The sequence below is a fragment of the Desulfovibrio sp. OH1186_COT-070 genome (genome assembly GCF_003860215.1).
Lineage (GTDB): Bacteria > Desulfobacterota > Desulfovibrionia > Desulfovibrionales > Desulfovibrionaceae > Desulfovibrio.
The window spans coordinates 67612-84293 of record NZ_RQYH01000005.1 but is presented as its reverse complement, the minus strand read 5'-3'; the positions used below and the strand labels follow the sequence as shown (position 1 = coordinate 84293).

Sequence of the window (16682 nt, the reverse complement as noted above, 5' to 3'; positions counted from 1 at the left end):
CTCCTCCGAGCGTATGCAAAGCCTGACAAATGATACGCCAGCTGTCCTGTCCGGTCAATATGCAAAGGTATTTTCTGTTATCGGCGGCAGACATTTCCCGAAAGGGGAGCAGACAGCTTTGCCGCTGCACGTGCTTTTTGCCCCCAAAAGGCGTGCATGCTGCCCCTGACCCGGAGTTGCCACGGTTTGCTTCTTGGCGTACACACTGCGTTTGCAGTATGCTGCACACCCTAAAAAGGCCGCAGGAGCCGGAAAACAATGAAAACAGAAACACTGTGTCTGCATGGGGGTTACCAGCCGGGCAACGGCGATCCGCGGGTTGTACCCATTGTCCAGAGCACAACCTTTACCTATGACAGCGCCGCAGAAGTCGCCGGGCTTTTTGATCTGGAGCGGGAGGGTTTTTTCTATTCCCGGCTTGGCAATCCGACCGTTGATGCGGTGGAAAAAAAGATCGCTGCCCTCGAAGGCGGGGTCGGGGCCCTGTGCACCTCATCAGGGCAGGCAGCCATTCTCCTGGCTGTGCTCAATCTTGCGCGCAGCGGCGATCATGTTGTCAGCAGTTCCAGCATTTATGGCGGGACGTTCAATCTGTTTGCCGTAACCTTGAAGAAAATGGGCATTGAGGTTTCGTTTGTGGACCAGAATGCCCCCGACGCAGAGCTGGAAGAAGCTTTCCGGCCCAACACGCGGGCTTTTTTTGCGGAAACCCTGTCCAACCCCTCCATGAACGTGCTGGATGTGACGCGGATTGCCGACCTGGCCCACGCGCATCATGTGCCGCTGATTGTTGACAATACGTTTGCCACGCCGGTGCTGTGCCGTCCCTTTGAGCACGGCGCGGACATTGTGCTGCATTCGACCACAAAGTATCTGGACGGGCATGCCCTCCAACTGGGCGGGGTTATTGTGGACAGCGGCAATTTTGACTGGACTTGCGGCGGTTTTGCCGAATTCACCGAGCCGGACGCCTCCTACCACGGTCTTGTCTATACCAAGGCTTTCGGCAAGGCCGCATATATCGTCAAGGCCCGTGTCCAGCTCATGCGCGATATGGGGTGCTGCCAAAGCCCGCAGGGCGCGTTCTATGTCAATCAGGGGCTGGAAACTCTCCCCATGCGCATGGAAAAACACTGCCGCAACGCTGAAATCGTTGCAGACTTTCTTGCGCATCACCCTGCTGTGGAGTCGGTCAACTATCCCCGCCTGCCGGGCCATCCCCTCGCGCATCTGGCAGAGAAATATCTGCCGGCGGGATGCAGCGGGGTCACTGCCTTTTCTCTTCGCGGGGGGCGGGATGCCGGCATGCGTTTCCTTGACGCTCTGAAGCTGGTTTCTCTTCAGGTGCATGTGGCCGATATCCGCACCTGCGTTTTGCATCCGGCCAGCTCCACCCATCGGCAACTCAGTGACGCACAACTGCAGGAGGCGGGCATCACGCCGGGCATGATCCGCCTTTCCGTGGGGCTTGAGCATGCTGACGATATTCTGGCGGATCTTGCGCAAGCTCTGGACAAGGCATAGCGGCGTTTTGCCGTCTTTTATGACACTGATGCGCGCAAGCCCCTAGCCAGGGCTTGCGCGCATCAGTGTCATATACTTTGCGGCGCAGGGCTATACATTGAACAAAAAGTGCATGATATCGCCGTCATTGACCACATATTCCTTGCCCTCCACCCGCAAAACGCCGTCTGCCCGGCAGGCGGCTTCGCCGGGACGGCTCATGTAATCTTCATAGGCAATGACTTCCGCCCGTATGAAGCCTCGCTCAAAGTCGGTATGGATGACCCCGGCCGCCTGCGGAGCTTTTGTGCCTTTGCGTATGGTCCACGCGCGGACCTCGTCCGGTCCCGCAGTGAAATAGCTGCACAATCCCAGAGTGACATAGCCGGTGCGGATGATACGGGCAAGGCCGCTTTCCTTGATGCCGTAGGAGGAGAGCATTTCTGCCTGCTCCTCTTCCGACAGGCCGTGCAGATCTTCTTCCAGCTTGGCGCAGATGCGGCAAAAGCCCGCATTGCGCTGGCGGGCAAGGTCTTCCAGAGCGCCCGCAAGGGCATTGCCTTCGGCCACGGAGTCCTCATCAACATTGGCGCAGTAAATGACGGGCTTGGCCGTAAGCATTGCCGACTCTCTCCAGACAGTCAGCAATGCGTCGTTTTGGGGCAGAGGAAAATCTCGGGCAGGCCTGCCTTCGTTGATATGGGCCAGCAGGCTCTGGACAAAATCGGCGCTCATTCTGGCATCCTTGCTGCCCTTGGCCATTTTCTGCAAACGCTCCAGACGGCGCTCCAGGCTCTGCACATCAGCAAGCAGCAGTTCCGTCTCAATGGTGTCCACATCCCGCAGGGGATCCACACGGCCGTCAACATGGGTGACATTGTCATCCGCAAAACAGCGCACCACATGCACAATGGCGGCGCATTCCCTGATATTGGCCAGAAACTGGTTTCCCAGCCCTTCACCCTGGCTGGCCCCACGAACAAGACCGGCGATATCAATAAAGTCCACACTGGCATATACGGTTTTTTTGGGTTTCGCCTTGGCGGTCAGGGCGTCAACGCGCCTGTCGGGAACGGCCACCGTGGCCTTGTTGGGCTCAATGGTACAAAACGGGTAATTGGCGGCCTGGGCGTTCTGCGCCTTGGTAAGGGCGTTGAAAAGGGTGGACTTGCCCACATTGGGCAGGCCGACAATGCCGATGCTGAGAGCCATGTTTTCTCCTTGTGCGCATTTCCGGCATACCGGGGCAGTGTGCCGAGAAGCGCACAGCTTTTTCTGTTTGCGCCGCTTTGTGACGACGTGCTTTCTGGTTTGATGCCGCTTCGGTTTTTCTGAAGCTGGATTGCCGCTTTCTGCCCGGCGTGCGAAAAAACGCTCCTGTTGGCAGGAACGGGAGTATAGACAGAAAGGCAGGTACGGGCAAGGCGCTACTGCAAGCGCGTGCGCACGGTGGGCACAAGGCTGTCGCTACCGCCCTTGCGGTCATCAAGCAGGGGCAGCAGGTCGTCGGTCACGGGAACCGTAGCCGTGCCCATGGCCAAAACTTCATTGCTGTTGGTATGGATAAGACGCATGCTGAAGCGAACCTGCTTTGCGCTGACAATATAGGTTCCTGCCAGAATAGCCTGGCTGGTGGCGCTGGTCGTGACCAGTTTGCTCACATCGCGTGTCAGCAGAAATTCTCCGGCCAGCCGGTCAAACCGCAAATATTTGCCCTTGCGCAATTCCTGAAATCGGTAGCCCCTGTCGATCAGCCAGCGCGAGATTTCTTCCGTTATTTGTCGGGCCAGAGGCGAGGTTTCTTCCAGATTGTTGATATTGACAGGGGTTGTGCCCATGATCATGATCTGTGACCGGGCCAGGGCTTCCCGGTCTTTTTTTTTCGTGTTTTCATCCTTGCCGGCAAAGCGCATCATGAGTTGACTGTCCAGTTGTTTGGCGATGCTGATGCCCGCATCGGGCACATTGCCCGCCGCTGCCGTCAGGGGTATGAGCAGTGCCGCAAGGAGAAGAAGAATAACGGTAAAGCGATTCATGGTGTTCTCAACGCATGGTGCGCAAAAGAAGTTCAACGCCGTTCAGCTCCCGCTGGAGAATGGCATGCGTATGCTGATCAGCACAAATGGAGAGAGCCTTCAGGTATTCCTGCCGGGCCAGTTCATACCGCCCCTGGGTTCTGTATTCGCGCGCTTTTTCAAGATGGTCAAGGCTGTATTCGTCGGCCTCCGTCAGGTACGCATTCCATTTTTTCGCAGCGGCTTTGGAGGATTGGGCTGCGGCAGGGTTTGCCTGGGGGCCGTCCGCATGCACGGGCATGAGCAGAGCCGCCACGCAACAGAGAATAAAGAGTTTTCGGGGTAGGGTATTCATGGTTTTTCCCGGCATTATCTGCCCTGTGTGATGCGCATCTTGCCGCTGCGTATCTCACTGGCCGGTGTGTACAGCGGCGGGGGCACTGGTTTGGGTTGCGGTCGGGCTATGAGGCTTCCGCCAGAAGCGGCGGGCTTTGGGGGCTGCACGGGTTTTCCCATGCGGCGCACAATGGGGGTGTTGACCAGCACAAGCTGCCCGGTGCGCAAGACCAGCCCATCGCTCGCGCGCACAAGGCGCGCATTGACAAAGGTCGCATCCTTGTCCACATAATAGGTGCCCACAACCAGAGCGGCCCACTTTTGTCCTGTCGTGGACACAAGCTGGTTGGCCGCCAGAGCGAGATCGCTGCGCCCTCCCTGGACAGAAATATTGCCCGTCAGGCGGTATTCCCTGGTGGGAAAACCCCGCTGCTGAAATTCGTAAAAAAGCGATTCCGCCATGAGCCTGCCCAGAGACGAACTCTGTGCCGTATTGTTTTGATTCACAAAGGATGTGGGCATGGCAACGTACCCTTGCAGGGCATCGTTGGGCATGGTGGCGAGCATCTGATCCGCCAGTTCGCGGCTTTTGAGTTTGAGCTCCACGGCATCAATATATCCGGAGGACTGGGGCGATGCGGCGCAGGCGGCAAGAAGCGCCAGCAACGGGCAGAGCAGCGAAATGCGAAAAAGTGTGGGCATGGTATCCTCAACAGGTTCTTCTGTAAGGGCATATCGGCGGGGCGCAGGAGAACTTGAGGCCGGAAAAAAATGGCATGCGGCCGCCCTGCGGCAAAAATATGCAAGACATGTTCCATGCCCCTGCTTGGCTTGAATGGCGAAATGCCGTAAAAAATTTCGCTGTTCCGGGATGTGCTGTTTTTGGGGAGATGCAATGCCTGTAAAAAAGACGCGTGCTGTTCGTTTGGGGGCTCTGACTGTGGGAGGGGGGGCGCCCGTTCTCGTGCAGAGCATGACCAATACCGACACGCGGAATGTGGCGGAAACGCTGGCACAGATCGCCAAACTGGAGGCACACGGTTGCGAGGCCGTGCGTCTGGCTGTGCCGGACGTGAAGGCCGCAGCCGCCCTGCCTGCCATCCGTGCCGGAACAAAACTTCCCCTTATCGCGGACATTCACTTTGACCACAGGCTGGCTGTGGCGGCAGTGGAGGCCGGTCTGGAGGGCCTGCGCATCAATCCGGGCAATATCGGCTCCGCCGCACATGTGCACCGCGTGGTGGACGCGGCTAAAAGCTGCGGCGCGGTTATCCGCATCGGGGTCAACTCCGGATCGGTGGAAAAACATCTGCTTCACAAGTACGGGGGGCCTTGCCCCGAAGCTCTGGTGGAAAGCGCCCTCGGGCATGTGCGGCTGCTGGAGGACCGCGGTTTTTTTGCAACCAAGATTTCCCTCAAGTCCTCTTCAGTGCAGGACACCGTGACCGCATACCGGATGCTGGCAAAGGCGTGCGACTATCCCTTGCACATAGGCGTGACGGAAGCCGGGGGCAAGATGCGCGGCACGGTAAAATCCGCCGTTGGGCTGGGAATACTGCTGCATGAAGGCATCGGAGACACCCTGCGGGTTTCCCTCACGGCAGACCCCGCAGAAGAAGTTGCCGTGGCCTGGGAGATACTGCGCGCTGTCGGCCTGCGCTCCCGTGGTCCGGAGATCATCTCCTGCCCCACATGCGGACGTACGGAAATCGATCTTTTTTCTCTTGCGCATGCGGTTGAAGAACGCCTGGCCATGTCCACGGCTTCCATCAAGGTTGCTGTCATGGGCTGTGTGGTCAACGGCCCCGGCGAAGCCAGAGAGGCAGATCTCGGTCTGGCCGGAGGGCGTGACAAGGGCATCATTTTTCGCAAGGGAGAGGTGATCCGTTCGGTGCACGGACAGGAGAACCTGCTGGCCGCGTTCATGGAAGAATTGCATACCCTGCTTACCGAAAAGGAAAATCACTAATGCGTTTCAGTACCTGCTATATCCCCACGCTCCGGGAGTCCCCCTCTGATGCCGAAGTTGTCAGCCACAAACTTCTCCTGCGCGCCGGAATGGTGCGCAGGCTCACTTCGGGCCTCTACACATATCTGCCCCTCGGGCTGAAAGTTCTTGAAAAAATCAGTGCAATCATCCGGCGGGAAATGGCCCACGTGGGCTATCAGGAACTGCTCATGCCCATGGTGCAGCCGGCGGACCTCTGGAAAGAGTCCGGACGCTGGGAGCATTATGGCAAGGAATTGCTGCGCTTCAAGGATCGCAACGAGCGCGACTACTGCCTTGGCCCGACCCATGAAGAGGTCATCACGGACCTTGTGCGGGGCGAGGTGCGTTCCTACCGCCAGCTGCCTGTTCGCCTGTACCAGATCCAGACCAAATTCAGGGATGAAATCCGCCCGCGTTTCGGACTCATGCGCGGGCGTGAATTTCTCATGAAGGACGGGTATTCCTTTGACGCTTCCGTGGAATGTGCCGAAGAAAGTTACAGGGCCGTGCATTCTGCCTATACCCGGATTTTTGGGCAGCTTGGCCTGAAATTTCGTGCCGTGGAAGCGGATGCAGGCTCCATCGGCGGCAGCTTTTCCCATGAATTCATGGTCCTTGCCGATACGGGTGAAGACACGCTGGCTTTTTGCCGGCAGTGCGAATATGCCGCCAATGTGGAGAGGGCGGAAGTTGCCTGCCCCTCTTCCCCTGCTCCCGCTCCGGGGCCGGTGGTGGAGAAGGTTTCCACTCCCGGTATTCATAGCGTTGAGGAACTGACGGCTTTTCTGGGCGTGCCCGCCACCGGCATTGTCAAGACCATGCTTTTTTCCGTGGACAGGTCTTTTGTGGCTGTTCTGGTGCGCGGCGACCGGGAAGTGAACGATATCAAACTCAAAAACCTGCTCAATGCGCAGGAAGTCAGCCTGGCTGATGCCGCAGCCGTGCAGAGGCTGACAGGAGCCCCTGTGGGTTTTGCTGGCCCTGTGGGGCTGGACATTCCCGTGTATGCCGACAATGAGCTTGAAGGCGGCACGGATTATGTGGCCGGTGCCAATGAGGGTGACGCGCACCTGCTGCATGTGGATCTGGCACGTGATGTCCGTATTGCCGGTTGGGCTGATCTGCGTTTCATTGCTCCCGATGACAGATGCCCGCGTTGTGGCGGCTCCATAAGCCTGACCAGAGGCATAGAGGTGGGGCATGTGTTCATGCTGGGGCGCAAGTACAGCGATGCCCTGCATGCCGTGTTTCTGGACGAAAAGGGAAAGGAGCAGACCATGATCATGGGCTGCTACGGCATTGGCGTATCGCGAGTGGCCGCAGCAGCCATCGAGCAGAACCACGATGAGCGCGGCATTGTTTTTCCGCCGCCGCTGGCTCCCTTTGACTGTATTCTGCTCAATCTTGACCCGCGCAACAGGGAAGTTGCGGACGCAGCGGAAGACCTGTATGCCCGTCTGCGGGCGCAGGGTGTGGACGTTCTTCTGGACGACCGCGACGAGCGGCCGGGCATCAAGTTCAATGATGCGGATCTGTTGGGCATTCCCATGCAGCTTGTGCTGGGGGCCAGAGGTTTTGCGCGCCGCATTGTGGAATGCAAGGATCGGCGCAGTGGCGTCAAGGGGGAACTGCCCCTTGACGGAATGGACGATGCCTTTGCCGCCTGGGCGCAGACGGTTCGCGCTGGCTGGGAAGAACAGCAGGGGCAGTCCTGACGGAGCGACAGGCCCAAACAGTCGACGCAGGAAATATGGAAGCAGCCATACTGACGGTCCGCGAGCTCACAGAGCGGCTGCGCAAGACCATCGAAGGAAATTTTCCCTTTGTATGGGTTCGTGGGGAGGTGAGCAATCTTTCCCGGCCAGCTTCAGGGCACCTCTATTTCAGTCTCAAGGATCAGGATGCCCAGATGCAGTGTGTCTGGTTTCAGTACATGCAGCGTCGGCAGCACCAGCATTTTGATCCGCTGACAGGGGAGGTTTTTGACAAACCCCGTCCCCCGTTGCCGGAAATCGTCCAGAACGGGCAGGAACTGCTCTGTGCCGGACGCATTGGCGTCTATGCCCCGCGCGGACAATACCAGTTGATGGTGGAAATGGCGCAGCCGGCAGGGCAGGGGCTGTTGGCAAAAGCTCTGGAAGAGAGCAGGCGCAGGCTTGCGGCGCAAGGTTTTTTCGCTCTTGAGCGCAAAAGGCGTCTTCCCCCTGATCCGCAAAGGGTGGCGGTTGTCACCTCGCCTCGCGGAGCAGCCTTGCAGGACTTTCTGGAATTGGCCCGCGGGAGGGGGAGCGGGGCGCGTATCAGGATTTTTCCCGCGCTGATGCAGGGTGAGGAAGCCGCGCCGTCCATTGTGCGCGCCATGTCTGAAGCCAATGAGCAGGAGTGGGCGCAGGTGATTGTGCTCATCCGGGGAGGAGGCTCTCTGGAGGATCTGTGGGCCTTCAATGAGGAAAGCGTGGCACAGGCCGTGTTTTGTTCGCGGCTTCCTGTGCTTGCCGGGGTCGGGCATGAGGTTGATACCACACTGGCCGACATGACAGCAGATGTTCGCGCGGCCACGCCTTCCCATGCTGCCCAGATTCTCTGGCCGTTGCGTAGCGAACTGGCGCAAAGGGTGGACGAAGCCGCCCTCGCTTTGCGCCGTGTCACAAAAAGGTGTGTTGACATGTACGGGTATAAGCTGGAGCGGTGCGAAAGCGCCTTGCGCTGGCTTTCGCCCCTGCGCAGCCACAAGCGGCTGGCCGATCAGGTGGGGGCGCTGGAAGCTTCTTTACGGCGGGCTGCCGCACGGTGGCTGGACGAAAAAGAGATCCGCTGCGCGCGCTTTGAGCAGTCCCGTCTGGCGGCTTGGGATGCGGAAAAAATAGGCATGCTGGGGGCCCGTCTGGCCGTGCTTGAGGGCGCTCTTTGCCATGCGCTGCCGTCCCTGCTGGAAAAAAAAGAAAAATTTCTTGCTCTGGCGACGCAGAGCCTTCATGCAGCGGGGGCGGCCGTGCATCTTTCCTTTGCCCACCGTCTTGACGGCTTGGCGTCAGCTTTGGAGGGGGCCAGTCCGCTGGCTCTGCTCGGAAGGGGTTATGCCTTTGTTCGCACGCGGGAGGGAACGCCCGTACGCTCGGTCAGAGCCGTCTCTCCCGGCGAAAAACTTGACATATGCCTGCACGACGGGAGTCTGGAGGCTGTGGTTTCCGGGCTGTCCCCAACGGGGAAGACACAAAAGCGCAAAGGATAAGGGGAGGCGTTACGGTGAAATCACGGGCATTTCTTCCTTTCTGGGTGCTGCTCTGGCTTTGTTGGCTGTGCGCAAGTGCGGTTGCGGCGGGGCTTGCCCTCGAAGCTCCGTCCAGAACGGCCAAGGGAGACGCCTTTCTTGCCAGGGCTGTGAGCGAGAAACCGGTACACACGTTCCGTTTTCACTGGCAGGGCAAGTCCTTCCCCGTTCAGGCTGTCCATGCAGAGGGGCTGTGGCAGGGGCTTGTGCTGCTGCCGGTAGATCTGGACGCAAAAGAGGGAAAAGGACGTCTTTCCGTGACCTGCGTGGGGGAAGAAAGGCAAAATCCGGAGCGCGTTGGGCGTGATATTGTTTTTTTTGAAAAAAAGCGTCCTGTGCAGCGCCTGACTGTGGACAAAAAATATGTTTCGCCGCCTGCGGACCAGTTGGAACGCATCAGGGCCGACCGGGAAAAAGTGCGTGCCGCCATGGCCGATCATTTGCCGCAACGCCACTGGTCGCTTCCTTTTGCGCGCCCTGTTCCCGGAGGAGTGTCGAGTCTTTTCGGAGTAAGGCGCGTCTTCAACGGGCAGCCCCGTGGGACGCACCGGGGGCTTGACCTTCGCGCGGCGGAAGGCGTGCCCGTTACCGCCTGCGCGGACGGGCGCGTGGTTCTGACGGACGATTTGTACTTCTCCGGCAATGCAGTGTATCTTCACCACGGCGAGGGAGTTTTTACCGCATATCTGCACCTGAGCGAAATTTCGGTGCAAAAGGGCGATATGGTTCGCCAGGGGCAGATGATCGGCCGCGTTGGAGCCACAGGGCGTGTCACGGGCCCCCATTTGCATCTTTCCCTGTTGGTGCAGGGAGTTTCTGTTGATCCGCAACCCTTTCTCGCGCCTGCACCGGGCCCGACGGAACAGTGAAAGACATGAGCGCAAAAACAGAAAGCCTTTTTGAAAAAAAACTGAAACGCCTGCAGGAAATTGTCAGTGCGCTTGAGTCCGGCGGTCTGCCTCTGGAAAAAGGTATGGCCCTCTACAAGGAGGGAGCGGCGTGCTCCCGGTACTGCCGCCAGCAACTGGAGAAGGCCCGGCATGACATTGAACTCTGGCAGGATGGTCAGGCGCTTCCGCTGGGGGAGCCGGAAAACGCGGAAACTGTGACGCAGCGCGAGGAGGATCTGTAATGTCGCCGGAAGACATGAAATCCCTGTTGCGCGAGCGCGGGGAAAAAACAGAGGCATACCTTTCTGTTTGTCTGGATGCGCACCCCATTCCCCCCCGTTTGAAAGAGGCCATGCTCTACAGCCTCCAGGCTGGCGGCAAACGCCTGCGTCCGGTATTGTGCCTGAGCGTGGCCTCCCTGTGCGGCCTTGACCCTGAGCGGGCCATGCCCTTTGCCGCTGCCATCGAAATGATCCATACCTATTCCCTGATCCATGACGACCTGCCCGCCATGGACAATGACGATCTTCGCCGGGGAAAACCCTCCAATCACAAGGCTTTTGGAGAAGCAACGGCAATTCTCGCCGGCGATGCCCTGCTGACGGACGCTTTTGGCGTGCTGTGCCGCTGCCCTGTGGAGGCGGAGAATTTGCTGCGGGCTGCCGTCGCTCTGGCTCTGGCCGCAGGCGCCTCGGGAATGGTCGGCGGGCAGCAACTGGATATGGCGGCCACTGGCGGAAAATTCATGACAGTGGAAGAATTGCGGAGCATGCACGCCATGAAGACGGGGGCACTGTTGCGCGCCTCCTGTTTGTGTGGAGCCCTCCTCGCTGGTGCGGATACGGCCGTCTGCGATGCTGTTTCGGAATACGGAAGTTCCTTGGGAGTGGCTTTCCAGATTGCCGACGACATTCTGGATGTCGTTGCGGATACGGAAACGCTGGGCAAGCCTGCGGGCAGTGATGCCGCTCAGGGCAAGCAGACCTATCCGGCGTTGCTCGGTCTGGAAGAAAGCCGTACCCTTGCCCAACAATACGCCCGCGCGGCTCAGGACTCCCTGAAAAGTTTTGACGGGGTTGACGCGGACTTTCTGTGCGCTCTTGCCCAATATGTAGCAGACAGGGCGGCATGAAATGAAAGTACGCCTGCCCCTCGATCAGATCACCAGCCCCGCCCAGGTGCAGGGCCTTTCCGACGGCGACCTGGCGCGCCTGGCGGAGGAAGTGCGCCAGCGCATCATTGAGGTGGTTTCCCGCACAGGGGGACATCTTGCGCCCTCGCTGGGTGCCGTGGAGCTTACGCTGGCTCTTCTGGCCACATTCAATATGGAACAGGACAAGCTTGTCTGGGATGTGGGGCACCAGGCCTATGCCTACAAGCTGCTGACAGGGAGGGCCAGGGAATTTTCTTCTCTGCGCACCTTCGGCGGGCTGTCAGGTTTTCCACGAATGGCAGAAAGCCCCTTTGACCACTTTGGCGTGGGGCATTCCTCCACCTCCATTTCCGCCGCTCTGGGCATGGCGCTTGCCCGTGACCGCTCCGGACTTTCCCACCATGTGCTGGCGATTATCGGTGATGGATCCCTGACGGGCGGTGAGGCTTTTGAGGGCCTCAATCTGGCCGGGCACATGGGGCGGCGCCTGATTGTCGTTCTCAACGACAATGCCATGTCCATTTCTCCCAATGTGGGCGCTCTCTCACTTTTTTTGAGCAGGACACTGTCCCGCAGGTGGGTGCGCCAGGCCCGCAAGGAAGTGCTCAACTTTCTGCGCTCCATCCCGCGCATAGGGCAAAAACTTGCCGTGTACGCCATGCGCGGCGAATGGAGCTTCAAGTCGTTCTTTACGCCCGGAATGCTCTTTGAAGCGCTGCGGTTCAACTATATCGGGCCGGTGGACGGGCACGACATTCCTGCCTTGCGCCGCCATCTGGAAATGGCGGCGGCTGTTGAAGACGGTCCGGTATTGCTGCATGTGCGCACACAAAAAGGGAAAGGCTATGTGCCTGCGGAAAAAAATCCCGTTCTGTATCACGGAGTGGGGGGATTCACGCCGGAAACCGGGAAGCCGCTTTCCTCTCCCGCCGCAGTGCCCTCATTTACAAGCGTGTTCAGCCAAACTCTGGTGGAACTGGCAGAGCAGGACGAAAAGATCATCGCCATTACAGCGGCCATGCCCGAGGGCACGGGTACGGACAGTTTTTATCGGCGCTTTCCCGAACGCTTTGTGGATGTAGGCATCTGTGAGCAGCATGCGGTCACTTTTGCCGCAGGACTCGCCACCCAGGGGCTCCGGCCTGTCCTGGCCATTTATTCCACATTTCTGCAACGCGCATATGACCAGATCGTGCACGACGTGTGCATCCAGAACCTGCCGGTCACTTTCTGCATTGACCGCGCGGGCCTTGTGGGAGAAGACGGGGCCACGCACCACGGTGTTTTTGACATCGCCTTTTTGCGACATATCCCCAATATGGCATTGCTGGCCCCGCGCGACGAAAACATGTTGCGCCACTGCCTGCACACAGCGCTTTTGCACAACGGCCCCTGTGCGCTGCGCTACCCCCGCGGTGCGGCCTTTGGCGCGCCGCTGGAAGATCCGCTGCGCCTGCTTGCCGCAGGAGAGGGGGATATTGTGCAGGACGGCGAGAGGGTGGCGGTGATTGCTGCGGGCAACAGGGTGCACCCGGCCCGCGAAGCCGCTGCTGCCGTGGCGGAGCAGACAGGAATTTGCCCGCTTGTTTTTGATCCGGTGTGGCTCAAGCCCTTGCCGGAAAGGCAACTGGCGGAGCTTGCCCGAAAGTTTGACCGTATCCTCCTGATTGAGGAAGGGGTGATGGCTGGCGGATTTTCTTCCGCTGTTCTGGAATTCTGGAATGATGCTGGCCTGTTGCGCGGACAACGCATCCGGCGGCTGGGGATAGCGGACAGCTTTGTGGAACACGGCAGCCAGTTGCAGTTGCGTGCGCAGGCGGGTTTGCGCAGCAGTCATATTGTTCAGGCATTGCTTGAACTTTTGGAGTGATCTGCTCCGGAAGCCTGCAATGGGGCAGGCTGCGCATTTTTGGGGGGCATCCGCTGCACGGCGGAGGCGGGCAGCTCTCTACTTCCGCAGAATGGCGCGCAAGGTGTCGGCTTCCGGCCCGCCGGCGCTGCGCAGGAAGATTTCCAGCCGTTCGGAAACGATCGGGTGGCGGGGAGCCAACTCGTACAGCGATGCCGCTGCCGCCGCAAACATCGGAAAAGAAGGGCCCTTGCGCTCTCCCCGTGCGTTGAGATGGGCATACTGCAAGGCGGCCTGAATGATCGCGTCCAGATAGCGGAGGCTGCCGCAAGCCATGAATGCGGTCCAGTACATCTGGAGCACTGTCGCTTCCGAAGAGATTTTCCAGTCGTGCAGCAAGCCGGGGCTGCCCGCAATCTGCCTCCGCAACAGGGCATCGTTCTGCCCCAGCAAGGCATTCAGGAGAGACTCTTCATCGGGCAACCGGGCCAGATGAACCGCCCAGGCCAGCGTCCTCTTGCCGTCCTGCCCCAGCGCGGGAACCGTTGCCCATATATGGATTCGGGCTTCGGGCGCAGCGCGCAGAGTTTCCGCCAGAAAGGCTGCCAGGGCAAGACGTTTCTGGCTGTCGGCCAGAACTCCTTGTGTGTCAAAGGCGCGCAGAATGCCGGGCAGGCTTTCCGGCTTGGGGGCGAGGTAGTAAAATTCCATGCTCTTGGCGTAGGACGTTATCCCTCTGGGGGCCGGACGGGAAAAGGCTGTACAGGGGGCGGCGAGAATCTGCATGAGGGCAAGAGCAACCAGCAGCCGAAGAAAAATGTGCTTCATGATTTTCAGTCAAAGTCTGCCAAAAGGGTGTCCAAATGCAGGCTTGTGAGTGGGCTTTCCCGCAGGCCGGTCAGCAGGCGTACGCGGGCTTCCAGAAGGTGGGGAGAAGAAACGCCGTTGCGAATGGAGCTGTGCGCTTCAAGAAACGCTGCCAGATTGTCGCAGATTTTGACAAGCTGGCCGTCCTTGGGGTCGAGTTCGTCCCTGTTTTGGGCGTTCAGTCCGCTGAAGCCGTCAACGCTGCGAATCCGCCCGTTTTCGCACACGCTTTCCTGAAATTCCGAGCCGACGGCAGAGCCAAGGTAGTATTCGATGCGCTCTGCCAGCGATGTCAGGCCTTCGGCGCGCAGGGGCGCAAAGACACGGCGTTCCAGCTCTTTGTCTTCATATTCCTTGATGATTTGGGGCAGGCTGGAAATGGACTGCTTTACGGGCGAAATGATATCGCGGGTGAGCACTTCCGGCAGGTCGTGAAAAAGGCCGCAGAAAAAATTGTTGTTTGCTCTGGCCTGGCAGGCATTGACCGCCAGACTGAAAAAGTAGGCGAAGCATGCCACAATGAACATGTGCCCCAGCACGGATGTTGCCGGAATGCGTGGAGCCTGCGTCCAGCGGATCTGAAAGCGCAACTGGCCGCACAGATTCGCCAGGCGAAAAAGCGCCGTGCCCGGCGTCTGTATGAGGGCAAGACCTTGCAGGTCGGTGAAAGTGTTCAGCCTGTCGGGAAAAGATTTTCCGATGTCGTCTATCTCATCGTCAAAAGGGCGGTTCAGCGGTTCGATAAGGCGAAACTCCCATTGTGAGGCAAAGAGGTGGGCGGCGGCGAGGATGCGGCGCGTCAGGCTGTCTTCTTCCGGCGCGGTATGCCAGTGGCACATGCGCTCCCAGAACGGCCCCAGGGGGGCCATGACAGGCTCCAGCCTGCCGAGAACGTGCTTTGTGAGTTGCGCGTAGTGGAGAGGATTGTCCTTGATTTTGTAAAAAATGGGCGGTTTGATATCCGTGATGATCAGCCGGTAAAAGTAGTCAAAGAGGCCGCCTTCAATAATATGCTGCGCCAGGGCAACGCGCTGCTGCATGGGGAGGTCGCGGGAGTTTTCGTGCCACAGGATGCAGGCGATCAGCATCTTGTGCGCCTGTTTGTCGATTTCGAGCAGTTCCACGGGGCGCAGCTTGTCGTTCCAGCGCAGCAGGTATGATCCTGAAAAAATGAGCTGAAGCAGGCTCTTGCGTATCATGTTGCATCCCTCCTGTTTTGGAGGTTTTCGTTTTCTTGCCTCGCGCAGGGGTTACGCAATGGCCCGGAAGGCGCGAAATTGTTTCTTTTTTGCGTGTCCGGCATGGCACTATGCCGTGCGGTACGGGAAAATTCAAGCCTTCCCGTCCGTGCGCGGACAGGCATTGGGGGGGCGATGCTGTCTTGACATTTGTTTTTTTGTGGCGTAGCAACTGTTCTTTATTGCGGTGTTTTCAGCTTCCCCGTTCGGCTGCGCGCCGCACAAAAAAATATCCATGTTACTGCGGCTGCTGGTTGCAGGCAGAGGAGTCATTACAGATGAAGACGTTTAGCCCCTCCCCGAAAGACATCAACCGCCAGTGGTTTGTGGTTGACGCTCAGGATCAGGTGCTTGGTCGTCTGGCAAGCCAGATCGCCCACCGCCTGCGCGGGAAACATAAGCCGGAATTTGCCCCGCATATGGACAACGGGGACTTTATCGTGGTCGTCAACTGTGAAAAAATCAAAACCACCGGCTCGAAATTGAGCGACAAAAAATATTATCGGCATTCCGGCTGGGTGGGGGGCCTCAAGGCCACCGTTCTTTCCGACATGCTTGCCGAAAAACCCGCCCGTGTTCTGATGCACGCCGTGCGGGGCATGCTGCCCCGCAACAGTCTTGGCCGGGCAATGCTGAAAAAACTCAAGGTATATGCCGGTCCCGACCATCCGCATGCCGCCCAGAATCCTCAGGCGCTGAGCTTGCCTTATTAAGGAGCACTAAAGACATGAGCGAAAAATTTGAATACGGCACCGGACGCAGAAAAACGGCCACGGCCCGTACCCGCCTTTATGGCGGCTCCGGCGGCATCACGGTGAACGGGCGTCCGTTTGAGGAATACTTCCCCCGCAAGACGTTGCAGATGATTATCCGGCAGCCTCTTGTGCTGACCAAGCTTGCCGACAAGATTGATGTCCGTGTCAATGTTGCGGGCGGCGGAGTTACCGGGCAGGCTGAAGCTGTGCGCCACGGAATTTCCCGCGCTCTTTTGCTGGTGGATCCGGCGTTGCGCCCCGTACTGAAAAAGGCCGGTTTTCTTACGCGTGACGCGCGCAAGAAAGAGCGCAAAAAGTACGGCCTGCGCGCTGCACGCGCCCGGTATCAGTATTCCAAGCGTTGATTTTTGCATGCCTTTTGGTCGGTGGCAAGGTTCGCGCGGCGTTGCCACCGACCTGACGCGGGCTGCCCAAGGGCAGCCCGCTCGTGTTTTTGCCGCGCTCGGCATGCGCAAGCAGAGGCCGCCCGCTGTGCAACAGATCTGCTCAAGGCATCTCTTTTGGGCTCATGCAGGTTTTTTTCAACAAAATTGTATCTTGGAAAACAGGGTATTATCTTGACCCAAGGAGTTTTTTTTCGCGTATGCGGTTGACATGCCGCAAATGTTTTGAGATTTTTTAGACATTGGAAGCGCCACAGGCTTAATAGGGAATCCCGTGCGAAACGGGAGCGGACCCGCCGCCGTAAGCCGTCAAAAAATGCCACTTTTCCACGCACGCCACTGGAGATGCTCCGGGAAGGCTGAAAAGATGGTCGGCAAGCCGGAAGACCTGCTTTCAACCAGTCTGAAGAT

At 58.7% G+C, this 16682-nt stretch carries 16 protein-coding genes and 1 riboswitch; of the genes, 10 read left to right on the top strand and 6 right to left on the bottom strand.

What is annotated here, in order from left to right:
- Window positions 1–258 precede the first annotated feature (258 nt).
- Entirely contained in the window at window positions 259–1524 is a 1266-nt protein-coding gene (locus EII23_RS03035; RefSeq protein WP_124791913.1) for an O-acetylhomoserine aminocarboxypropyltransferase/cysteine synthase family protein, read from the top strand.
- Between the two features lie 90 nt (window positions 1525–1614).
- Here the strand turns inward: EII23_RS03035 and ychF are convergent, their stop codons facing one another.
- The 4 genes from ychF to EII23_RS03015 all read right to left on the bottom strand — a co-directional run bounded on the left by ychF (window position 1615) and on the right by EII23_RS03015 (window position 4556).
- Window positions 1615–2715: a redox-regulated ATPase YchF gene (ychF, locus tag EII23_RS03030; protein WP_124791912.1), complete on the bottom strand. Its 1101-nt coding sequence runs from the start codon at window positions 2713–2715 to the stop codon at window positions 1615–1617.
- Between the two features lie 215 nt (window positions 2716–2930).
- Complete coding sequence (locus EII23_RS03025; protein ID WP_124791911.1) at window positions 2931–3539, bottom strand: FlgO family outer membrane protein; 609 nt, start codon at window positions 3537–3539, stop codon at window positions 2931–2933.
- Between the two features lie 7 nt (window positions 3540–3546).
- Window positions 3547–3873: a hypothetical protein gene (locus tag EII23_RS03020; RefSeq protein ID WP_124791910.1), complete on the bottom strand. Its 327-nt coding sequence runs from the start codon at window positions 3871–3873 to the stop codon at window positions 3547–3549.
- A 14-nt stretch (window positions 3874–3887) separates the two neighbouring features.
- The gene (locus EII23_RS03015) at window positions 3888–4556 is read right to left on the bottom strand and encodes a FlgO family outer membrane protein (RefSeq protein ID WP_124791909.1); all 669 of its coding nucleotides are present in this window, start codon (window positions 4554–4556) and stop codon (window positions 3888–3890) included.
- A gap of 193 nt (window positions 4557–4749) precedes the next feature.
- Here EII23_RS03015 and ispG point away from each other — a divergent pair, with 193 nt between their 5' ends.
- The 7 genes from ispG to dxs are packed head-to-tail and all read left to right on the top strand — an operon-like array spanning window position 4750 to window position 13028.
- Window positions 4750–5823, top strand: a complete 1074-nt coding sequence (gene ispG, locus EII23_RS03010; protein WP_124791908.1) for a flavodoxin-dependent (E)-4-hydroxy-3-methylbut-2-enyl-diphosphate synthase — start codon at window positions 4750–4752, stop codon at window positions 5821–5823.
- The gene (locus tag EII23_RS03005; protein ID WP_124791907.1) at window positions 5823–7559 is read left to right on the top strand and encodes a proline--tRNA ligase; all 1737 of its coding nucleotides are present in this window, start codon (window positions 5823–5825) and stop codon (window positions 7557–7559) included. The genes ispG and EII23_RS03005 overlap by 1 nt, the downstream gene beginning before the upstream one ends.
- Before the next feature lie 35 nt (window positions 7560–7594).
- A complete protein-coding gene (xseA, locus tag EII23_RS03000) occupies window positions 7595–9076 on the top strand; it encodes an exodeoxyribonuclease VII large subunit (RefSeq protein WP_124791906.1) in 1482 nt (493 codons plus the stop codon).
- 14 nt (window positions 9077–9090) lie between these two features.
- The gene (locus EII23_RS02995) at window positions 9091–9984 is read left to right on the top strand and encodes a M23 family metallopeptidase (RefSeq protein ID WP_260424570.1); all 894 of its coding nucleotides are present in this window, start codon (window positions 9091–9093) and stop codon (window positions 9982–9984) included.
- 5 nt (window positions 9985–9989) lie between these two features.
- Window positions 9990–10247, top strand: coding sequence for an exodeoxyribonuclease VII small subunit (gene xseB / locus EII23_RS02990; RefSeq protein WP_124791904.1), 258 nt, complete (start codon window positions 9990–9992; stop codon window positions 10245–10247).
- Window positions 10247–11137 (top strand): polyprenyl synthetase family protein, encoded by an 891-nt coding sequence (locus EII23_RS02985; RefSeq protein WP_124791903.1) that lies wholly within the window; start codon window positions 10247–10249, stop codon window positions 11135–11137. Before xseB ends, EII23_RS02985 begins: the two co-directional genes overlap by 1 nt.
- A 1-nt stretch (window position 11138) precedes the next feature.
- A complete protein-coding gene (dxs, locus tag EII23_RS02980) occupies window positions 11139–13028 on the top strand; it encodes a 1-deoxy-D-xylulose-5-phosphate synthase (protein ID WP_124791902.1) in 1890 nt (629 codons plus the stop codon).
- Between the two features lie 78 nt (window positions 13029–13106).
- On the opposite strand, the gene EII23_RS02975 is transcribed toward dxs, so the two are convergent.
- Both EII23_RS02975 and EII23_RS02970 read right to left on the bottom strand, forming a co-directional pair.
- The gene (locus tag EII23_RS02975; RefSeq protein WP_124791901.1) at window positions 13107–13835 is read right to left on the bottom strand and encodes a translation initiation factor 2; all 729 of its coding nucleotides are present in this window, start codon (window positions 13833–13835) and stop codon (window positions 13107–13109) included.
- Window positions 13836–13840: 5 nt separating this feature from the next.
- On the bottom strand, window positions 13841–15073 hold the full coding sequence (locus EII23_RS02970) for an HD domain-containing protein (RefSeq protein ID WP_124791900.1): 1233 nt from the start codon (window positions 15071–15073) through the stop codon (window positions 13841–13843).
- A gap of 317 nt (window positions 15074–15390) precedes the next feature.
- Between EII23_RS02970 and rplM the strand changes: the two genes are divergently transcribed.
- Window positions 15391–15825 (top strand): 50S ribosomal protein L13, encoded by a 435-nt coding sequence (gene rplM / locus EII23_RS02965; protein ID WP_124791899.1) that lies wholly within the window; start codon window positions 15391–15393, stop codon window positions 15823–15825.
- A gap of 14 nt (window positions 15826–15839) precedes the next feature.
- Window positions 15840–16232 (top strand): 30S ribosomal protein S9, encoded by a 393-nt coding sequence (gene rpsI / locus EII23_RS02960; protein WP_124791898.1) that lies wholly within the window; start codon window positions 15840–15842, stop codon window positions 16230–16232.
- A gap of 268 nt (window positions 16233–16500) precedes the next feature.
- A riboswitch (cobalamin riboswitch) is annotated at window positions 16501–16682 on the top strand.

Coding starts and splice junctions, on each gene's coding strand:
- EII23_RS03020 (WP_124791910.1), bottom strand. CDS start 3,873: ATGAATACCCTACCCCGAAAACTCTTTATTCTCTGTTGCGTGGCGGCT.
- xseA (WP_124791906.1), top strand. CDS start 7,595: ATGGAAGCAGCCATACTGACGGTCCGCGAGCTCACAGAGCGGCTGCGC.
- EII23_RS03035 (WP_124791913.1), top strand. CDS start 259: ATGAAAACAGAAACACTGTGTCTGCATGGGGGTTACCAGCCGGGCAAC.
- EII23_RS02970 (WP_124791900.1), bottom strand. CDS start 15,073: ATGATACGCAAGAGCCTGCTTCAGCTCATTTTTTCAGGATCATACCTG.
- EII23_RS02985 (WP_124791903.1), top strand. CDS start 10,247: ATGTCGCCGGAAGACATGAAATCCCTGTTGCGCGAGCGCGGGGAAAAA.
- EII23_RS03025 (WP_124791911.1), bottom strand. CDS start 3,539: ATGAATCGCTTTACCGTTATTCTTCTTCTCCTTGCGGCACTGCTCATA.
- rpsI (WP_124791898.1), top strand. CDS start 15,840: ATGAGCGAAAAATTTGAATACGGCACCGGACGCAGAAAAACGGCCACG.
- EII23_RS03005 (WP_124791907.1), top strand. CDS start 5,823: ATGCGTTTCAGTACCTGCTATATCCCCACGCTCCGGGAGTCCCCCTCT.
- xseB (WP_124791904.1), top strand. CDS start 9,990: ATGAGCGCAAAAACAGAAAGCCTTTTTGAAAAAAAACTGAAACGCCTG.
- dxs (WP_124791902.1), top strand. CDS start 11,139: ATGAAAGTACGCCTGCCCCTCGATCAGATCACCAGCCCCGCCCAGGTG.
- ispG (WP_124791908.1), top strand. CDS start 4,750: ATGCCTGTAAAAAAGACGCGTGCTGTTCGTTTGGGGGCTCTGACTGTG.
- rplM (WP_124791899.1), top strand. CDS start 15,391: ATGAAGACGTTTAGCCCCTCCCCGAAAGACATCAACCGCCAGTGGTTT.
- EII23_RS02975 (WP_124791901.1), bottom strand. CDS start 13,835: ATGAAGCACATTTTTCTTCGGCTGCTGGTTGCTCTTGCCCTCATGCAG.
- ychF (WP_124791912.1), bottom strand. CDS start 2,715: ATGGCTCTCAGCATCGGCATTGTCGGCCTGCCCAATGTGGGCAAGTCC.
- EII23_RS03015 (WP_124791909.1), bottom strand. CDS start 4,556: ATGCCCACACTTTTTCGCATTTCGCTGCTCTGCCCGTTGCTGGCGCTT.